Source organism: Emticicia sp. TH156 (genome assembly GCF_002855535.1).
Lineage (GTDB): Bacteria > Bacteroidota > Bacteroidia > Cytophagales > Spirosomataceae > Emticicia > Emticicia fluvialis.
In genome coordinates this window covers 36,144-50,455 of record NZ_PKRS01000003.1, presented here as the reverse complement: position 1 = coordinate 50,455, position 14,312 = coordinate 36,144, and the positions used below count along the sequence as shown (strand labels likewise).

Genomic DNA, 14,312 nt, shown 5'->3' with positions numbered 1-14,312 from the left:
AGATATGGCTATACAGACAGGAGAGAACGAACAGGCTTTGAGAAAGATTCTGGATATGACAAGATTCATCAGCATTCTGATCTTAATGATCCACCTGTATTACTATTGTTATACAGCATTTCAATGGTGGGAATTAAGCAGTACATTTACTGATCATATTTTAAACAATATTTACAGAACCGGTCTATTCAGCCATTTTCAGAAGTCCAAACTGATTGCTTTGGGATTTCTGCTGATATCCCTGCTGGGGGCGAAAGGAAGAAAGGATGAAAAACTGAATTATAAAAATGCCTTTGCCTACCTAATTACAGGATTGCTTCTCTATTGGCTAAGTTATCTCGCTTTACTGGGAAAACTATCTGTGTCCATCCGGGCATGCGCTTATATAGGCATCACAACCATAGGTTTTTTATTGGTGCTTACAGGGGGTACACTACTCTCACGGATTATTAAGAATCGCCTGAACAATAAGGATATTTTCAATAAGGAAAATGAAACTTTCCCGCAGGAGGAGAGACTGATTGAGAATGAATATTCAATTAATTTGCCAGCCCGATATCAGCTGAAAAGCAAGAGGAAAGATAGCTGGATAAACATCATCAACCCATTCCGGGGTCTCCTGGTACTGGGTACACCTGGTTCTGGGAAATCCTATTTTGTTATCCGGCATGTCATTACCCAGCATATCCGTAAGGGATTTGCCATGTTTATTTATGATTTTAAGTTTGACGACCTCTCGAAAATTGCCTATAATACCTGGTTAAGACACAAGCACAAATACCCGAAACCACCGGCATTCTATGTCATCAATTTTGATGACCTGACCCGGAGCCATCGCTGTAATCCACTGGAGCCGAAGTCTATGACTGACATTACGGATGCGGCAGAATCCGCCCGTACCATCCTGATGGGTTTAAACAGAGAATGGATAAAAAAACAGGGTGATTTTTTTGTGGAGTCTCCGATTAATTTTCTGACGGCAGTCATCTGGTATCTGAAGAAATATAGAGACGGAGAATTCTGTACTTTACCACATGTAATTGAACTAATGCAGGTAGACTATGACCGCCTGTTTACACTGCTGCGGACAGAAAAAGAAATAGAGGTATTGATTAATCCCTTTGTCAATGCCTATCTGAACGATGTCATGGAACAGTTAGAGGGACAGATTGCTTCCGCTAAAGTGGCGATGGCCCGGCTTTCTTCACCACAGTTGTATTATGTTCTTTCAGGTAATGATTTCACGCTGGACATCAATAATCCTAATGACCCGAAGATTGTCTGTATGGGCAATAATCCACAGAAAATCCAGACTTATGGAGCAGTGCTTTCGCTGTATGTCACCCGCCTGGTCAAACAGGTTAATAAGAAAGGGAAACAGAAGAGCAGTCTTATTTTTGACGAGTTCCCTACAATCTATCTGAACAACATGGACAGCCTGATTGCCACAGCCCGAAGCAACAAGGTTTCTACCTGTCTGGGTATTCAGGATTTTAGTCAACTGCGCAAGGATTACGGTCGGGAGCAGGCTGATGTGATTATGAACATAACCGGCAATATCATTGCCGGTCAGGTTACCGGAGATACGGCCAAACAGCTCTCTGAACGCTTCGGAAAAATCATGCAGGACAGAGAAAGTTACTCGATAAACAGTGGTGATACATCCATCAGTCGTTCCAAACAATTGGAAGCCGCCATACCGCCTTCCAAAATAGCTGCGCTCAGCTCAGGTGAATTTGTCGGAATGGTTGCTGATGACCCTGATAGCAGAATAGAACTCAAAGCGTTTCATTGTGAAATCATTAACGACCACCAGGCTCTCAAATGGGAAGAGGATGGCTATAAGGAGATAGGTGTTATTCGTAAGATTGACGAGGGAATGGTGCAGAGAAACTATCTGCAAGTCAAACAGGACATTCAGGATATTATTCAGTCTGAAATGGAGAGGCTCTACAGTGATCCCGCACAGACACATCTTATAGTCAAAAAGAACAGTGATTAATTATTTCTTATAACTAATCGTGCAACCCTTAGCTATCGTAGTTTTAACTTTAATTTCATCTTTTGCCAGAATAGATGTAAGTGCCGATTCAACATATTTATTCACTACTTTCTCTTCATTTTTATTGTCGTCAATTGCTCCAATATAGGCAATCTTAAAACCGTCTTTTTCTTTGACTAAAATACAAGTATGCGTATTGACAATAGCACCATAAGCCCAGGAAATCTTTTGTTCGGCATCATGCAAATAATCAAAGTTGAAACTTTTTTCTGATGCTTCCTGATTCATGTCTTCTATTGAATCCATCGGATCTATTGCTACGACTGGAAATCCTAACTTACTGTATTTTGCTTGTAATGCTTTTACGCGATCCTGATAAACTTGAGCATACGGGCATTCATTCGTAAGAAACGTTACAATAATACCTTTTGAATCTTTAAAGGTATCAAGTGAAATGACTTTGCCTTTTGAATTTTTAAGTTCAAATGGAATTGCTTTGGAGTTAACTGCCGGGGCAGAAGGAGTATCTCCCCAAAAGAAAGTAAGGCTTAAGATAGCTATTAATAGTGTTCTCATAAAATTGGTTTTGAAAATAAAATTTTGAACTTATAAATTTAATTCTGTCTTGATAAATTCTTTGGCATTTTTTGGGCCAGTCAAACTTAGCCAGATAGTGCCCTCATCGCTTATAATTGATAAAGCAAAGTCAAAAAAATCACAACATTGTCTTTCCGTTTTGATAAACTCCGTTAACTCATCAAGCATTTTATCGCTATTATCAAACTTGTAGGAATAACCACTAGCTAATTCCTTTTTCTCAATTACTTGCTTGCGCAAACTTTCTAAAACTGTTGCCTTTCGTGCTTGTAATTCTTTTGATGTTAATTTGCATACAAGAACACCATTTTGTTTATCAGGTTTAATCTTTTTATCAATGGTTATCGTCTGGCTCATAGCAGAAACATAAAATAAAAAACAAGTTATCAATAGTATTATATTTTTCTTCATCTCTATAAAGTATTTTGTTTGTTATCTGGGTGAATAATAAATAATTGTTACTCCTGTTAAAGCAATGAGCGCTCCTATTATCTCGTATTTGGAAGGAATATAGTTGTCGAACTTATAGGCCCAAAGTAAGGACATGACAATAAATATGCCACCGTAGGTTGCATATACCTTTGCAAAGCTTGTTTTTTGCCAAGTTGCCACTACGCCATACAGTACTAATATCAAGCCGCCAATTATTCCATACCAAAAAGACTTTCCTTCTTTTAGCCAGAGCCATACAAGGTAGCCTCCACCAATTTCACAGACTCCAGCTAATATAAAAATAAAGTAGGTTTTTATTATTGCCATTATTTCACTAAGGTAATTTCAGTTTTGCATTCACAATCTATATCAGATGAAGGAGAGCAAAATTTTGAAAATTGTTTCTTCTTTGAAAAGGTTTTGTATTTATATTTACAAATATAAACATTGGAGTATAGTCCATTGTCAAGAGAAATTTTAAAAAATATAAAAAATGTTGATAGGCGAATTATCTAAGATATCGGGATTATCGAAAGATACAATCCGGTTTTACGAAAAACTAGGATTGATTGAAGTTAGTCGTAAAGAAAGAAGAGACAATAATTATAAAGAATATTCAACTAATACATTGAAAAAGCTCTTGACGATTAAACGGATTAAGAGTTTTGGATTTACCTTAAACGAAACATCTGAATTTTTAGAATTAATTAGTCACAATAATGCATCATGCGAAAATGTAGCGAACAAAGTATATCAGAAAGTAAGCCTGATTGATGAAAAAATAAAAGAATTGAAGGAAATGAAATCCTATATGCTTAGTGGTGTTAGTAAGTGTCAGAACTGTTGTACAGAAGAAAGTACAGATAATTGCTTAATGTTAGTATCTGATACCTTTATGAATTAAGTACTTTATAAAATGCGGATTCTCATGTGCTTTTTTTCTCTGTTTATATATACTTATCCGTTAGCAACATGACTTCCCTGTTTGGATAGGCGGACACTTCACCGTTCCATAACTGCAATAAACGCAGCAATCACCTTCTTGTGGTTTAAGCATAGTCTTACAACCTGGGCATTCATAAAAATACTGGCAAGCATCTGTTGGCATTGTTTCTTCTTGTTTAAAGCTACAAACAGGACAAGTAATGATTGATTGAAGTATAATTGTATTTTGCATTAGTTATTTGATACAGTTTTTGAAACTACTTTATATCCTGTTCTATTAATTGCGGCAGCTAAACTGTCTACAGAAGTTTTACTATTGTCAAACTTTATGGTACTATTTGCATTTTTATAAGAAGTTTGAAAAGCTATAATTCCCTTCACTTTTGATATTTCGCTGTTTACGTGATGGGTGCAACTTTCGCAAGACATTCCTTTGATTTTAAAAACTACTTGCTTCACATTTGCTTTATCTGCCGATGCCACTTTAGGTTCTTGTTGTTTAGGATAGAAAGCTTTGGCATAGTACGGAAAAGAAATAAGCACCGCCGCAACAATTGTGACAATTCCTAAAAATGGCTTTGATTGCCAGAATGACTTTTTATTATCTGTTTCACAATCACAGTTCATTTGTTTTTGAGGTTTTAGTTTTTGATACCAAACAGCCGTAAAAACTAAAATTGTCAGCCCAATTAAATAGGGTCGAAACGGTTCAATCCATGAAAAAGAAGACGCAAGCCCACTTGCACCGCCTAACAATGCTAAAACGGGTGTAATGCAACACAAAGAAGTTGCAAATGCCGTCAGGATTCCTGCTATCCAACCTTTATTATTTTTTATTATCGTTGTCATATCAACTATGATTCATTGAATGAGAGTCTATTACCAAAAGGGTCAATAAGATCCATACACAATGGTTTGGATTTAAGTAATGGTTTTTCTAAGCCTGGCCTAAAATATTTATATTCTTTAGCTAAGATTTTGGAATGATATTCTTTAAGCCCTTTAAAGTTTTCAATATAAACGCCCGAACCTGGAGTGGCATCGCCATAATGTTCTGATAGATGTAATACGACCTCGCCTAACGAGACCTGCAAATAGACAGGTGAATTATCAGGTTTATTTTCCCAATCAATTTTGAACGAAAGCCAATTGATGTAATATTCAATAGCCTTATCGTAGTCAAAAATACGCAATATCGGAATTGCTGAAGTCATTCGGGTTTTTCTTTGGTATTAGTACTAAAGTACAAAGGTACAAAAGCTTTATAAATTTTTGCATTGAGCTTAGAAGATAAACTTTTAATCAATATCATCATAATTTTGCCAGCTTAAAACCGATTACATAGGTTCATAAAAAGTCAAAAGATTGCGATGATGATCTAATGCCGGAAACTCCCTAACACCCCACGGTTGTTCTTCCACAACTGTATCAATATCGTAAATAACATCTTGCTTTTTATATTCTTCATACAATTCATCAATACCTTGAACTTCAATCCGACAACTGGCAGTACCTGCCAGAAACGTTTCAGCACCACTGCAAATCGGATCTATAACTAAATACTGTCCTTTAGCTTTCCAACTTTCATCCGATGCTGCCCACAAATGAATTTCGATGGTATCTCTGTTTACTTTGGCAAAGCTACTATCAAAATAACCGGCTGTGAAGCCTAATCTTTCAGTATAAAACTTAACTGACTCTTCAATATTTTGAACAGGAAGGGCCGGAATGGTTTTCTTCATTTTCATTTGACTGCTCTAGTTAAAAAATATTCTGCTTTGTCATTTTGTATATCTATAGTTCTTGTTTCATTTCTTCTATTGAATCCAAAACTATTTCTGTTAATGCTAAAACAAGAGAAGGCCCATCAAGATTGATGAGCCTTCCAATTAATATATTTTACTTGCTGCCACTTGATGTACTGGCACAACTTGATTTCTTACACTCAGGTGTAACCGGACAATCTGTTTTAGCGCAATCTGGAGTGGTTGGACAGCATGCTTTAACATTCTCTTTTTTGGCTACAGTTTTTTTCGTAGCCTTTTTGCTTCCACCATTATCTGCATAAACTGCAACACTTGCTATCATTATTGAGAACATGATACTAAAAAATATTTTTTTCATTTATATGCGTATTTTAAGTTTTGAATTTATTTATCCTGATTGGTTTTCTTTTCAGATTAACCGCAGTTTTCCTCCATCTGGGGCATATAGTCTCAGACACTTTATTGTGAAAGGGGTTAATTTTAAAGAACTAAATTAAGTGGGAATTTTAAATAAACTCAGGTGGATGCCAGGAATCAGAAATGTAGTTACTTGAAATATTTTCATCTATCAGTCTTGCTTTTTCAATTTCCTGTAAGAAATCAGAAAATGAAAAAACGAGTCTGTCCATAGGTAGGATGCAACAATAAGAACAAATGGTAAATGGACCACAATCTGCTTTTGTACAGCCTTTTTCAGAATCTTCTTTACCTGATACTGGTGTTTTTTTTGAGGCGCAAGATTTTAGGTCGGAATCCTTGTTTTCAGCAACAAATTCTTTTTCCGCACGACAAGACATGGCTTTTGAACAAAATCCTTTACTGCCATAACTCTTTTTCTTTGCAAAAAAAGTACTATAGACTAATACAGGCTGTATTGTCATGAATAGTGTAAATGTTGCGAATATGAAGGCTAATATCCTCAAATTAATCTTGAACTTTAATTATTGCTCTATAGTAATGTAGTGATGGCAAATTTGATACCATCTTTTTAAAGTCTGGCACTTGTTTATCTATATTCAAATATCAAAATATATATCATTAAATCCAAACATAAAGCCCCATTAGTATAACAGGGCTTTAGTTCTAATATTGTATGGTCAGAAATTATAAGTATTTTCCTGATTGATCTTTCCATTCAGCTTTCGCAGCTTGTAATACCTTCGTAAAAGCTGCATTCTTTGAGTAATAAGTCAGCATTCTATGAGTGATTAATCTGGCAGCTTCGTTATCACTTGGATAGTGAATGCCCATAATTTCACGAGATTGACGAATTTCATTAGCCAATGAAATAAATTTATTCCTTTTCTCTGGTATAATTTCACTCCAGATATATGCCTGAATAAACGCCCATAAAGTATGACCACTTGCAAAGGATGGAGAGCCTATTCTGTCTAAGGACTCCATTGTCTTTTCCAAGTGATAGGGGCGTGGTCTGAAATATGTATATTTTATTGTAAACTCCATGACACGCATATCCTGCATTGCACCTGCTAATACTTTGGCAATGGCAGGAAAGTTCTTGGCATTGCACCAATCACCATTAATTTCTTTTCCCTCAAAAAACAAATTATCCAGATTTTCCTGATAGTCGGGATGTGAAGGTACTAAATTGTTAGATGGCCAATAGCCGATGTTGGCTAAAATGCTGACCCTTTTAATTTGCTCTGGTGTCCGACTAGTCTGTAATTTTAGTAAATAGGCTAATTCCTGTCGTGTTTGATCTGAACTGTTAGCAGGAGGGCGAACGCTACTGGTTAAAGCTTTTACTTGTTGCTCTGAAAGATAAAAGGGTTTCACTAACACATAAGTCAAAGAACTGCCATATTCTTTGGGCGGATATTGGATAGTATCCATCCAGGCATAATGAGAATTGGGCAAAGGGCTAAATTCCTGTAATGTCTTGTAATGTCCTGAAACGGGCTCCTGAGAATGAATGGTTTGCGCACTGACCATTTGGCAAAAAATTAAGAGAGAGAATAAAATGAAATTCTTCATGATTTGATATTTATTTTAATGAATACCCCCATGACGAATAGCGTTTCAAAAAGACGCAAAATAAAATCAGGAATGTTGATATTTTTCTTCGAGATACCTTTGCAGGGTCTGACAATCATTTTTTACTTTATAAGAATCTACTCGCCCTTCACTATCCAGTTCCAGATCAAAACATTCAAACATCAATTCTTTCATCATTTGTTTTGAACGTTGAATTCGGGATTTGGTTGCAGATAGATTGAGTTGAAGTCTATCTGCAATTTCTTTCTGGTTTACGCCATCTAATTCTAATTGTAGTGGTGTAGCATATTTCTCAGGCAGACAGACCAAAAGAGGGCGTATAAATTCCGAAATACTTTGATAAACATCAACTTCTTTTTCTTCTGAAATATCAAATGTATCTATTTGGATTTCTTCTTTCTGGTTCCGGTAATAATCAATAATGGTGTTGTGCGCTATATCAAACAGCCACGCTCTGGTATTTTTTACGCCACATTGAGAAAAACAAAACTTATAGATTTTAAGAAGTACTTCCTGTGTCAGGTCTCTTGCGATTTCACGGTCATCTACTCTTCTTTTTATATAGGTGTAAACCATCTCCTGATTCGCTAACCAGAACACGGGAACATCACACAAAGTCTTCATTTGCTTAAATATTTTAGTTTCCATCATTACTTTTCAATAGGGAAAGCAAAAATAAGAACATTTTTAGGAAAATTCTTTTCTGACAAAAATCTTTATCGTAATATTGCAATATGATAATAAACAGTATAGGATATAACCTGATGAAGCTTACAATTCTCCTTGGATCTTTTTTAGCAATGCTAACAAATACTTATTTAAATTCTGATTCTATCATGACCAATGACAACTTATTGAATGAGTCTTTGCAAGCCTATGTAGAAAAGGCTGTAAGTGACTTTTCGCAAATTCCACAGGAACGCAAAACTGATTTAGAAAAAATAGCCTCCTTTATTCAGGCTAAAGCCATAGCAGGTGAGCCTGTTCAGCTTACCTATATATGCACGCATAATTCGCGTCGAAGCCACTTTGGCCAGCTCTGGGGGGCAACTGCGGCAGCCTACTATAATATTCCCAATGTAAAGACATTCTCCGGTGGAACAGAAGCGACAGCTTTTAATGAAAGGGCTGTTGCGGCCTGTAAGCGTGTAGGCTTTGAAATAAAAACCGTTACACAGGGAAAAAATCCGGTTTATGAGGTGAAATACGCTGCTAATGCTGAACCAATCAGATTATTTTCCAAGCTGTTTAGCGATAGCAGTAATCCGCAAAATGGTTTCTGTGCGATCTTGACCTGTACACAGGCCGATGAAGCTTGCCCGGTCGTGAAAGGAGCCAGTCTAAGAGTTGCTGTTCCTTATGAAGACCCTAAACACTTTGATGGTCAACCCAACGAAACCGAAAAATATGATGAACGATGCAAGCAGATTGCAACGGAGACACTCTATGTATTTTCCAAAGTTAAATTGTAATCAGGCATTTTATTATTAAAGGATATTATTATGGGACTTACGAAAACCGAAAACTTCTCAACTGAACAAAACGAATTAGCAATAATCATTAAAGCCCTCGGCCACCCTGCCAGAATTGCTATTGTCGATTATTTGCTGAAAGTGGATGCCTGTATTTGTGGCGATATTGTCAACGAACTACCTCTTGCACAACCTACAGTATCTCAACACTTAAAAGAACTCAAAAACGCAGGTATCATTAAGGGGAATATTGAAGGAAATGCCATCTGTTATTGCATAGATGAAAACACAATCAATAAGCTGAAAGGCTACTTTGATACGATGGTATCGACCTTAGACAAGAAAAATCTCAAATGTTGTTAACAATCAAAGGATAAAATCATGAAACTATCAGAAGTAAAACAAATTTTAGGCACAGTAGAAACTGTGAGTTTTCAGTTAGAAGACGGCTCATTCGTTCCAGAACATTTTCATGTGACCGAAGTCGGTGTAATTACCAAACACTTTATTGACTGTGGTGGAACCGTTCGCAATGAAAAGTTAGCCAACTTTCAGCTTTGGGATGCCAATGACTTTGAACATCGTTTAAAGCCACAAAAACTGCAAAGCATTATCGGACTGTCTGAAAAAGTATTAGGCATGGAAGATCTGGAAGTTGAGGTTGAATACCAATCTCATACCATTGGCAAATATGATTTAGGATTCGATGGAACTCACTTCGTCCTTTTCTCGAAGCAAACGGCTTGTTTAGCGCAAGAGCAATGTGGAATTCCGTCACAAAAAACAAAAGTCAAATTATCCGAAATAGGAACTGCCGCTGCTGCTTGCGCTCCCGGTAGTGGCTGTTGCAATTAAAACCAGAATCTTACATGTCAGCTAATCATTGCGCTCCCGTTGTAGAAAGAAAAAAATTAGGTTTTCTGGACAGGTATCTAACACTTTGGATATTTCTAGCCATGATTATCGGTGTGGGTATTGGTAACTTTTTCCCTTCCAGCACGGATTTAATTAATGCCTTTTCATGGGGAACTACTAACGTCCCATTGGCCATTGGACTGATCCTGATGATGTATCCGCCTTTGGCAAAAGTCCGGTACGAAAAAATGGGAGAAGTGTTTTCTAACACGAAAGTTCTGGGGGTTTCTTTATTCTTAAACTGGATTATCGGCCCTCTGTTCATGTTTATTCTGGCGATCACCTTTTTGAGAGACTACCCCGAATACATGACAGGCTTAATCCTTATTGGTCTTGCCAGATGTATTGCAATGGTTGTCGTATGGAATGATCTTGCCGGAGGAAACAGAGAATATGCAGCAGGACTAATTGCCCTCAATAGTATTTTTCAGGTGCTTTTATACAGTGTGTACGCTTATTTTTTTTTAACGGTTCTGCCTCCATTTTTTGGTTTGGATGGGTTAGCTGTCAATATTAGTATTGGACAGATTGCCGAAAGCGTTGGTATCTATTTAGGTATCCCTTTTGTGATGGGAATCGTAAGTCGCTATGCACTTATCCACATAAAAGGCCAGCATTGGTTTGAAACGCAATTTATTCCTAAAGTTTCACCCATCACATTAATTGCCTTGCTAATGACGATTATTGTCATGTTCAGCCTGAAAGGAAAACTGATTCTTCAAATCCCAATGGATGTTTTCAGAATTGCACTCCCTCTGGTTATTTACTTCACTGTGATGTTTGTCGTCAGCTTTTTAATCGGCAAATACTTTGGTGCGGATTACTCCAAAAGCACCTCTATCGCTTTCACAGCCACAGGGAATAACTTTGAACTGGCTATTGCAGTTGCGATTGGGGTCTTTGGCATCAATAGCGGACAGGCATTTGCAGGAGTTATTGGCCCGTTAGTAGAAGTACCTGCCCTGATTGCATTAGTGAATTTGGCTTTTTGGTTTCAGAAACGATATTTTGTTGCTACCACTTAAAATCGAATACAATGAGAATTGCACTTTTTAGTGATATACATGCAAATCTGCCTGCTTTAGAAGCTTTCTTTGCAGACCTTGATCAACGAAATGTTGATATGACTTACTGCCTTGGCGATCTGGTGGGCTATAATATCTGGCCTAATGAAGTCGTCAATGAAATCAAAAAACGGAATATTCCGACAATTGCTGGTAATTATGATTTCGGCATTGGTCGTATGAGCAATGAATGTGGCTGTGCTTATAAAACAGACCATGATAAATCAAATGGCAATGTTTCTATTTCATTCACGAATGAAATCATGAAACCAACAGAGCGGCAGTATCTCAGAACGTTACCAGCCCATATCAGGGTAGAATATCAGTTAAATGAAGATAAGCTGAACTTACTATTGGTTCATGGCAGTCCTCGCAAAATAAATGAATATCTATTTGAAGACCGTGAGGAAAAGAGCCTGTTGCGTATTATGGAACATGCAGACGCTGACATCATGTGCTTTGGCCATACGCACAAGCCTTATCACCGAGTTTTAAACTCAGGATTAGATGGCGGTAACAGTCATTTTCGCCATGCCATTAATATTGGTTCAGTCGGAAAGCCCAAAGACGGAGATCCACGAGGCTGTTATGTAGTCCTGACAATAGAAGGTAATACTTCAGTTCTTGATAGAAATTCAATTCAAGTAGAGTTTATACGATTTGAATACGATGTTGAGAAAGCGGCTAAAGGGGTTGAAGAGAGTCCATTGCCTAATGAGTATGCGGATATGCTGCGAAAAGGATATTAAACACCGCCAAATATAGAATTGAAAGAAAAAATCAGGGCTTTAAAAATATTAAAGATAATATAGGGTCAGAAATGATTCATATTGGTGTAAATCTGAAAAAATCGGGATATTGTCCTGATTTTTTTTATAATAGTTTTTATAAGAATATAATGGTGTAATTAGGTTCTTAGCTTGTAAATGACTGAACTTTCTATAATGTAAAAATATGCCTAATCGTATTAAATATTCTATACATTATTTTCTCCCTAGTATGAAAAGTATCTATTTTTTGAACTTACGCAACATTATTATTTTTATTTATGTTTTACTCTTTGGGCAATTTATTCCCTCAATACAATTCCATTTGGCGATTGCCCAACAGGAATATCTTTAACCTTTTGATGTTTTTCTACATCAATAACAGATACTGTATTTTCTTTTTGATTGACAATATAAGCTATCTTTTCATCTTTAGAAAATATTACAGCATGAGCATCCTGCCCTGTAACAATAGAAGATTTTAGAACCCAGGCATTATTATTTCTTTCGAAATAAGCTACTTTGTTATCTTCTGCCTGACAGACCCATAATTCATTCAATGATTTGTTATAAGCTACCTGACCGGGCTTAAATTTGAGGTCTATAAATTCATAGGTATTCAAACTATCTTCGTCAACAATGCTTATCGTTTTCAGGTTCTTGTTTTCAACATAGATATTACCATTTTTCCCTGACCAGACATTTGTTGGGAACGGGTCAACCTTCATATATTTCTTTATTTGCTTACTCCTTGTATCGACAGCCAGAATAAAACTGCTTTCTTCCAAAGCTACAAATACATAAGTCCCATCTTGAGAAAATACGAGTTCAGTAGGGTCAGCTCCTAATGTGATAACTGCTTTTTGTGCACCTGTCTTGGCATCAAATACATACAATTCTCCTGAATGCGTAACTGATGCTGACCATATTTCAGAGTTATCATGAGAGAATACAGCATTAAAGTTGGCTTTTGGCAGAGGAAGATTTCGTTCTATTTTACCTGTCCGGGCATTCATCACAATAACACCACCTTTCTTATCTGTCATTTGATGCAATTGGGAATGCGTTTGAATGAAATTAAATTCAGGGAGCGCTATCGTTATTTTTTTTCTATCTGGCGATAAGCTGATATGGTGCGGATAATTTCCTTTGGTATTCAATGGAATCGTTTTTCGCACTTCCCATGTATTCAAATCTATTACTGAGATATTGTTACTGCCTCCATTTACCACATAGGCCGCCGGAAAATTGATTTTACCCTTAAATTTTATTCCTTTGTGACTACATGAAGTGATTGCCCAAAATAAAAAGAAGTACAGTAACTTCTGAATGTTCATAAATGCTTTAGTTGAATTATATTATTTTTCATTAATAGTATATACAACGAATTTCATGGCAGAATAATCAATAATTTTTCATTTATTGACTGACTATATCCTTTAAGCTTTTCGTTTATAATAAGTGTCGGTCAGGATAGGATGCAATTTTAGAAACTCGACATAGTTATTCAGCACTTAAATGTTTTTATATTATATCTGATTCATTCATTTCAGATATAGCCAATAATGATGATGAAAAAAATACTACTCATTCTGTTTTGTACAGTTTCAATAGCAGATGCACAAAAAACAGGGGCGTTGCAGCTTCAATTCAGCAACTTTTTAGGAGATGAACCACTCGTATTGAATGAGAAAAAATACATGAATGCAGCAGGAAATGAATTCAATGTTTCTTTGTTTCAATATTTTATAAGCAATATTCAACTGACTGGAAAAGATGGTTCTGTTTATATTTATACCCAGGAAAAATCCTATTTTTTGATTCGTGAAAGCAATAAGGAAAGTCAATCCATTAAACTCAGTGATATTCCGGTTGGGAAATACAGTAGCATTAGTTTTACGATTGGTATTGACAGCGTCCGGAGTGCATCTGACATTAGTGCCAGAAAAGGATGTCTGGATATTGCAGGTGATGCGAAAGATATGTATTGGGCTTGGAACTCAGGTTATATATTTGTCAAAATGGAAGGGACAAGTCCACAAGCCACAACAGAGAATAAGCTGTTTATGTACCATATTGGATTATTTGGCGGAATGGGTAACAAAAAAACACTCAATAATATACGTACCACCACTATTGGATTTGGTAAGAAAGCCCTTCAAATTAAAGACAGTAAAAAACTATCGCAGTTAAGTATCAAGACAGATGCACTTAAATTGCTCAATGGCGAAACAAACATTGACATGGCGAGAAATCCGGCCGTCATGGCTTCTCCATTTTCGGCTAAAATCGCTGAGAATTATAAAGATATGTTTTCATTAATAGAACTGAAGTAA

The 14,312-nt window shown here is 36.5% G+C and carries 20 protein-coding genes; 8 read left to right on the top strand and 12 right to left on the bottom strand.

Annotation, left to right across the window (positions count from 1 at the left end; all coding sequences use genetic code 11):
- Nucleotides 1-4: 4 nt before the first annotated feature.
- A complete protein-coding gene (gene mobC / locus C0V77_RS06605; protein ID WP_101725565.1) occupies nucleotides 5-2,002 on the top strand; it encodes a conjugal transfer protein MobC in 1,998 nt (665 codons plus the stop codon).
- Here mobC and C0V77_RS06600 read toward each other — a convergent pair whose 3' ends face one another.
- From C0V77_RS06600 to C0V77_RS06590, 3 genes are read right to left on the bottom strand one after another with little or no spacing between them, the layout of a single operon-like run.
- Nucleotides 2,003-2,578 carry a redoxin domain-containing protein gene (locus C0V77_RS06600; RefSeq protein WP_101725564.1) on the bottom strand — a complete coding sequence of 192 codons (576 nt, stop codon included), beginning with the start codon at nucleotides 2,576-2,578 and terminating at the stop codon, nucleotides 2,003-2,005.
- A gap of 30 nt (nucleotides 2,579-2,608) precedes the next feature.
- Nucleotides 2,609-3,010, bottom strand: a complete 402-nt coding sequence (locus C0V77_RS06595; RefSeq protein WP_101725563.1) for a hypothetical protein — start codon at nucleotides 3,008-3,010, stop codon at nucleotides 2,609-2,611.
- 21 nt (nucleotides 3,011-3,031) lie between these two features.
- Nucleotides 3,032-3,358, bottom strand: coding sequence for a YnfA family protein (locus C0V77_RS06590; RefSeq protein WP_101725562.1), 327 nt, complete (start codon nucleotides 3,356-3,358; stop codon nucleotides 3,032-3,034).
- Between the two features lie 166 nt (nucleotides 3,359-3,524).
- Here C0V77_RS06590 and C0V77_RS06585 point away from each other — a divergent pair, with 166 nt between their 5' ends.
- Complete coding sequence (locus C0V77_RS06585; RefSeq protein ID WP_101725561.1) at nucleotides 3,525-3,935, top strand: MerR family transcriptional regulator; 411 nt, start codon at nucleotides 3,525-3,527, stop codon at nucleotides 3,933-3,935.
- 60 nt (nucleotides 3,936-3,995) lie between these two features.
- On the opposite strand, the gene C0V77_RS23360 is transcribed toward C0V77_RS06585, so the two are convergent.
- The 8 genes from C0V77_RS23360 to C0V77_RS06545 form a co-directional block, all read right to left on the bottom strand.
- Nucleotides 3,996-4,208, bottom strand: coding sequence for a GDCCVxC domain-containing (seleno)protein (locus tag C0V77_RS23360; protein WP_101725560.1), 213 nt, complete (start codon nucleotides 4,206-4,208; stop codon nucleotides 3,996-3,998).
- Nucleotides 4,208-4,825, bottom strand: coding sequence for a mercuric transport protein MerTP (merTP, locus tag C0V77_RS06575; RefSeq protein ID WP_101725559.1), 618 nt, complete (start codon nucleotides 4,823-4,825; stop codon nucleotides 4,208-4,210). The genes C0V77_RS23360 and merTP overlap by 1 nt, the downstream gene beginning before the upstream one ends.
- Before the next feature lie 5 nt (nucleotides 4,826-4,830).
- Nucleotides 4,831-5,190 (bottom strand): glyoxalase superfamily protein, encoded by a 360-nt coding sequence (locus tag C0V77_RS06570; RefSeq protein ID WP_101725558.1) that lies wholly within the window; start codon nucleotides 5,188-5,190, stop codon nucleotides 4,831-4,833.
- A 123-nt stretch (nucleotides 5,191-5,313) separates the two neighbouring features.
- Entirely contained in the window at nucleotides 5,314-5,724 is a 411-nt protein-coding gene (locus C0V77_RS06565; protein WP_101725557.1) for a VOC family protein, read from the bottom strand.
- 151 nt (nucleotides 5,725-5,875) lie between these two features.
- The gene (locus tag C0V77_RS06560) at nucleotides 5,876-6,100 is read right to left on the bottom strand and encodes a hypothetical protein (RefSeq protein WP_143706022.1); all 225 of its coding nucleotides are present in this window, start codon (nucleotides 6,098-6,100) and stop codon (nucleotides 5,876-5,878) included.
- Nucleotides 6,101-6,248: 148 nt separating this feature from the next.
- The gene (locus C0V77_RS06555; protein WP_101725555.1) at nucleotides 6,249-6,623 is read right to left on the bottom strand and encodes a hypothetical protein; all 375 of its coding nucleotides are present in this window, start codon (nucleotides 6,621-6,623) and stop codon (nucleotides 6,249-6,251) included.
- 223 nt (nucleotides 6,624-6,846) lie between these two features.
- Complete coding sequence (locus C0V77_RS06550; protein ID WP_101725554.1) at nucleotides 6,847-7,737, bottom strand: phosphatase PAP2 family protein; 891 nt, start codon at nucleotides 7,735-7,737, stop codon at nucleotides 6,847-6,849.
- A gap of 66 nt (nucleotides 7,738-7,803) precedes the next feature.
- Nucleotides 7,804-8,382 carry a sigma-70 family RNA polymerase sigma factor gene (locus C0V77_RS06545; RefSeq protein ID WP_158237894.1) on the bottom strand — a complete coding sequence of 193 codons (579 nt, stop codon included), beginning with the start codon at nucleotides 8,380-8,382 and terminating at the stop codon, nucleotides 7,804-7,806.
- Nucleotides 8,383-8,522: 140 nt separating this feature from the next.
- Between C0V77_RS06545 and C0V77_RS06540 the strand changes: the two genes are divergently transcribed.
- The 5 genes from C0V77_RS06540 to C0V77_RS06520 are packed head-to-tail and all read left to right on the top strand — an operon-like array spanning nucleotide 8,523 to nucleotide 11,958.
- Complete coding sequence (locus C0V77_RS06540; protein ID WP_229236217.1) at nucleotides 8,523-9,230, top strand: protein-tyrosine-phosphatase; 708 nt, start codon at nucleotides 8,523-8,525, stop codon at nucleotides 9,228-9,230.
- A 30-nt stretch (nucleotides 9,231-9,260) separates the two neighbouring features.
- Nucleotides 9,261-9,593: a helix-turn-helix transcriptional regulator gene (locus C0V77_RS06535; protein WP_101725552.1), complete on the top strand. Its 333-nt coding sequence runs from the start codon at nucleotides 9,261-9,263 to the stop codon at nucleotides 9,591-9,593.
- 18 nt (nucleotides 9,594-9,611) lie between these two features.
- Nucleotides 9,612-10,085 (top strand): DUF6428 family protein, encoded by a 474-nt coding sequence (locus C0V77_RS06530; protein WP_101725551.1) that lies wholly within the window; start codon nucleotides 9,612-9,614, stop codon nucleotides 10,083-10,085.
- 14 nt (nucleotides 10,086-10,099) lie between these two features.
- Nucleotides 10,100-11,170: an ACR3 family arsenite efflux transporter gene (gene arsB / locus C0V77_RS06525; protein WP_101725550.1), complete on the top strand. Its 1,071-nt coding sequence runs from the start codon at nucleotides 10,100-10,102 to the stop codon at nucleotides 11,168-11,170.
- 11 nt (nucleotides 11,171-11,181) lie between these two features.
- The gene (locus C0V77_RS06520; protein ID WP_101725549.1) at nucleotides 11,182-11,958 is read left to right on the top strand and encodes a metallophosphoesterase; all 777 of its coding nucleotides are present in this window, start codon (nucleotides 11,182-11,184) and stop codon (nucleotides 11,956-11,958) included.
- Between the two features lie 320 nt (nucleotides 11,959-12,278).
- On the opposite strand, the gene C0V77_RS06515 is transcribed toward C0V77_RS06520, so the two are convergent.
- A complete protein-coding gene (locus tag C0V77_RS06515) occupies nucleotides 12,279-13,313 on the bottom strand; it encodes a beta-propeller fold lactonase family protein (protein ID WP_101725548.1) in 1,035 nt (344 codons plus the stop codon).
- 234 nt (nucleotides 13,314-13,547) lie between these two features.
- Between C0V77_RS06515 and C0V77_RS06510 the strand changes: the two genes are divergently transcribed.
- Nucleotides 13,548-14,312, top strand: a complete 765-nt coding sequence (locus C0V77_RS06510) for an MbnP family protein (protein ID WP_143706021.1) — start codon at nucleotides 13,548-13,550, stop codon at nucleotides 14,310-14,312.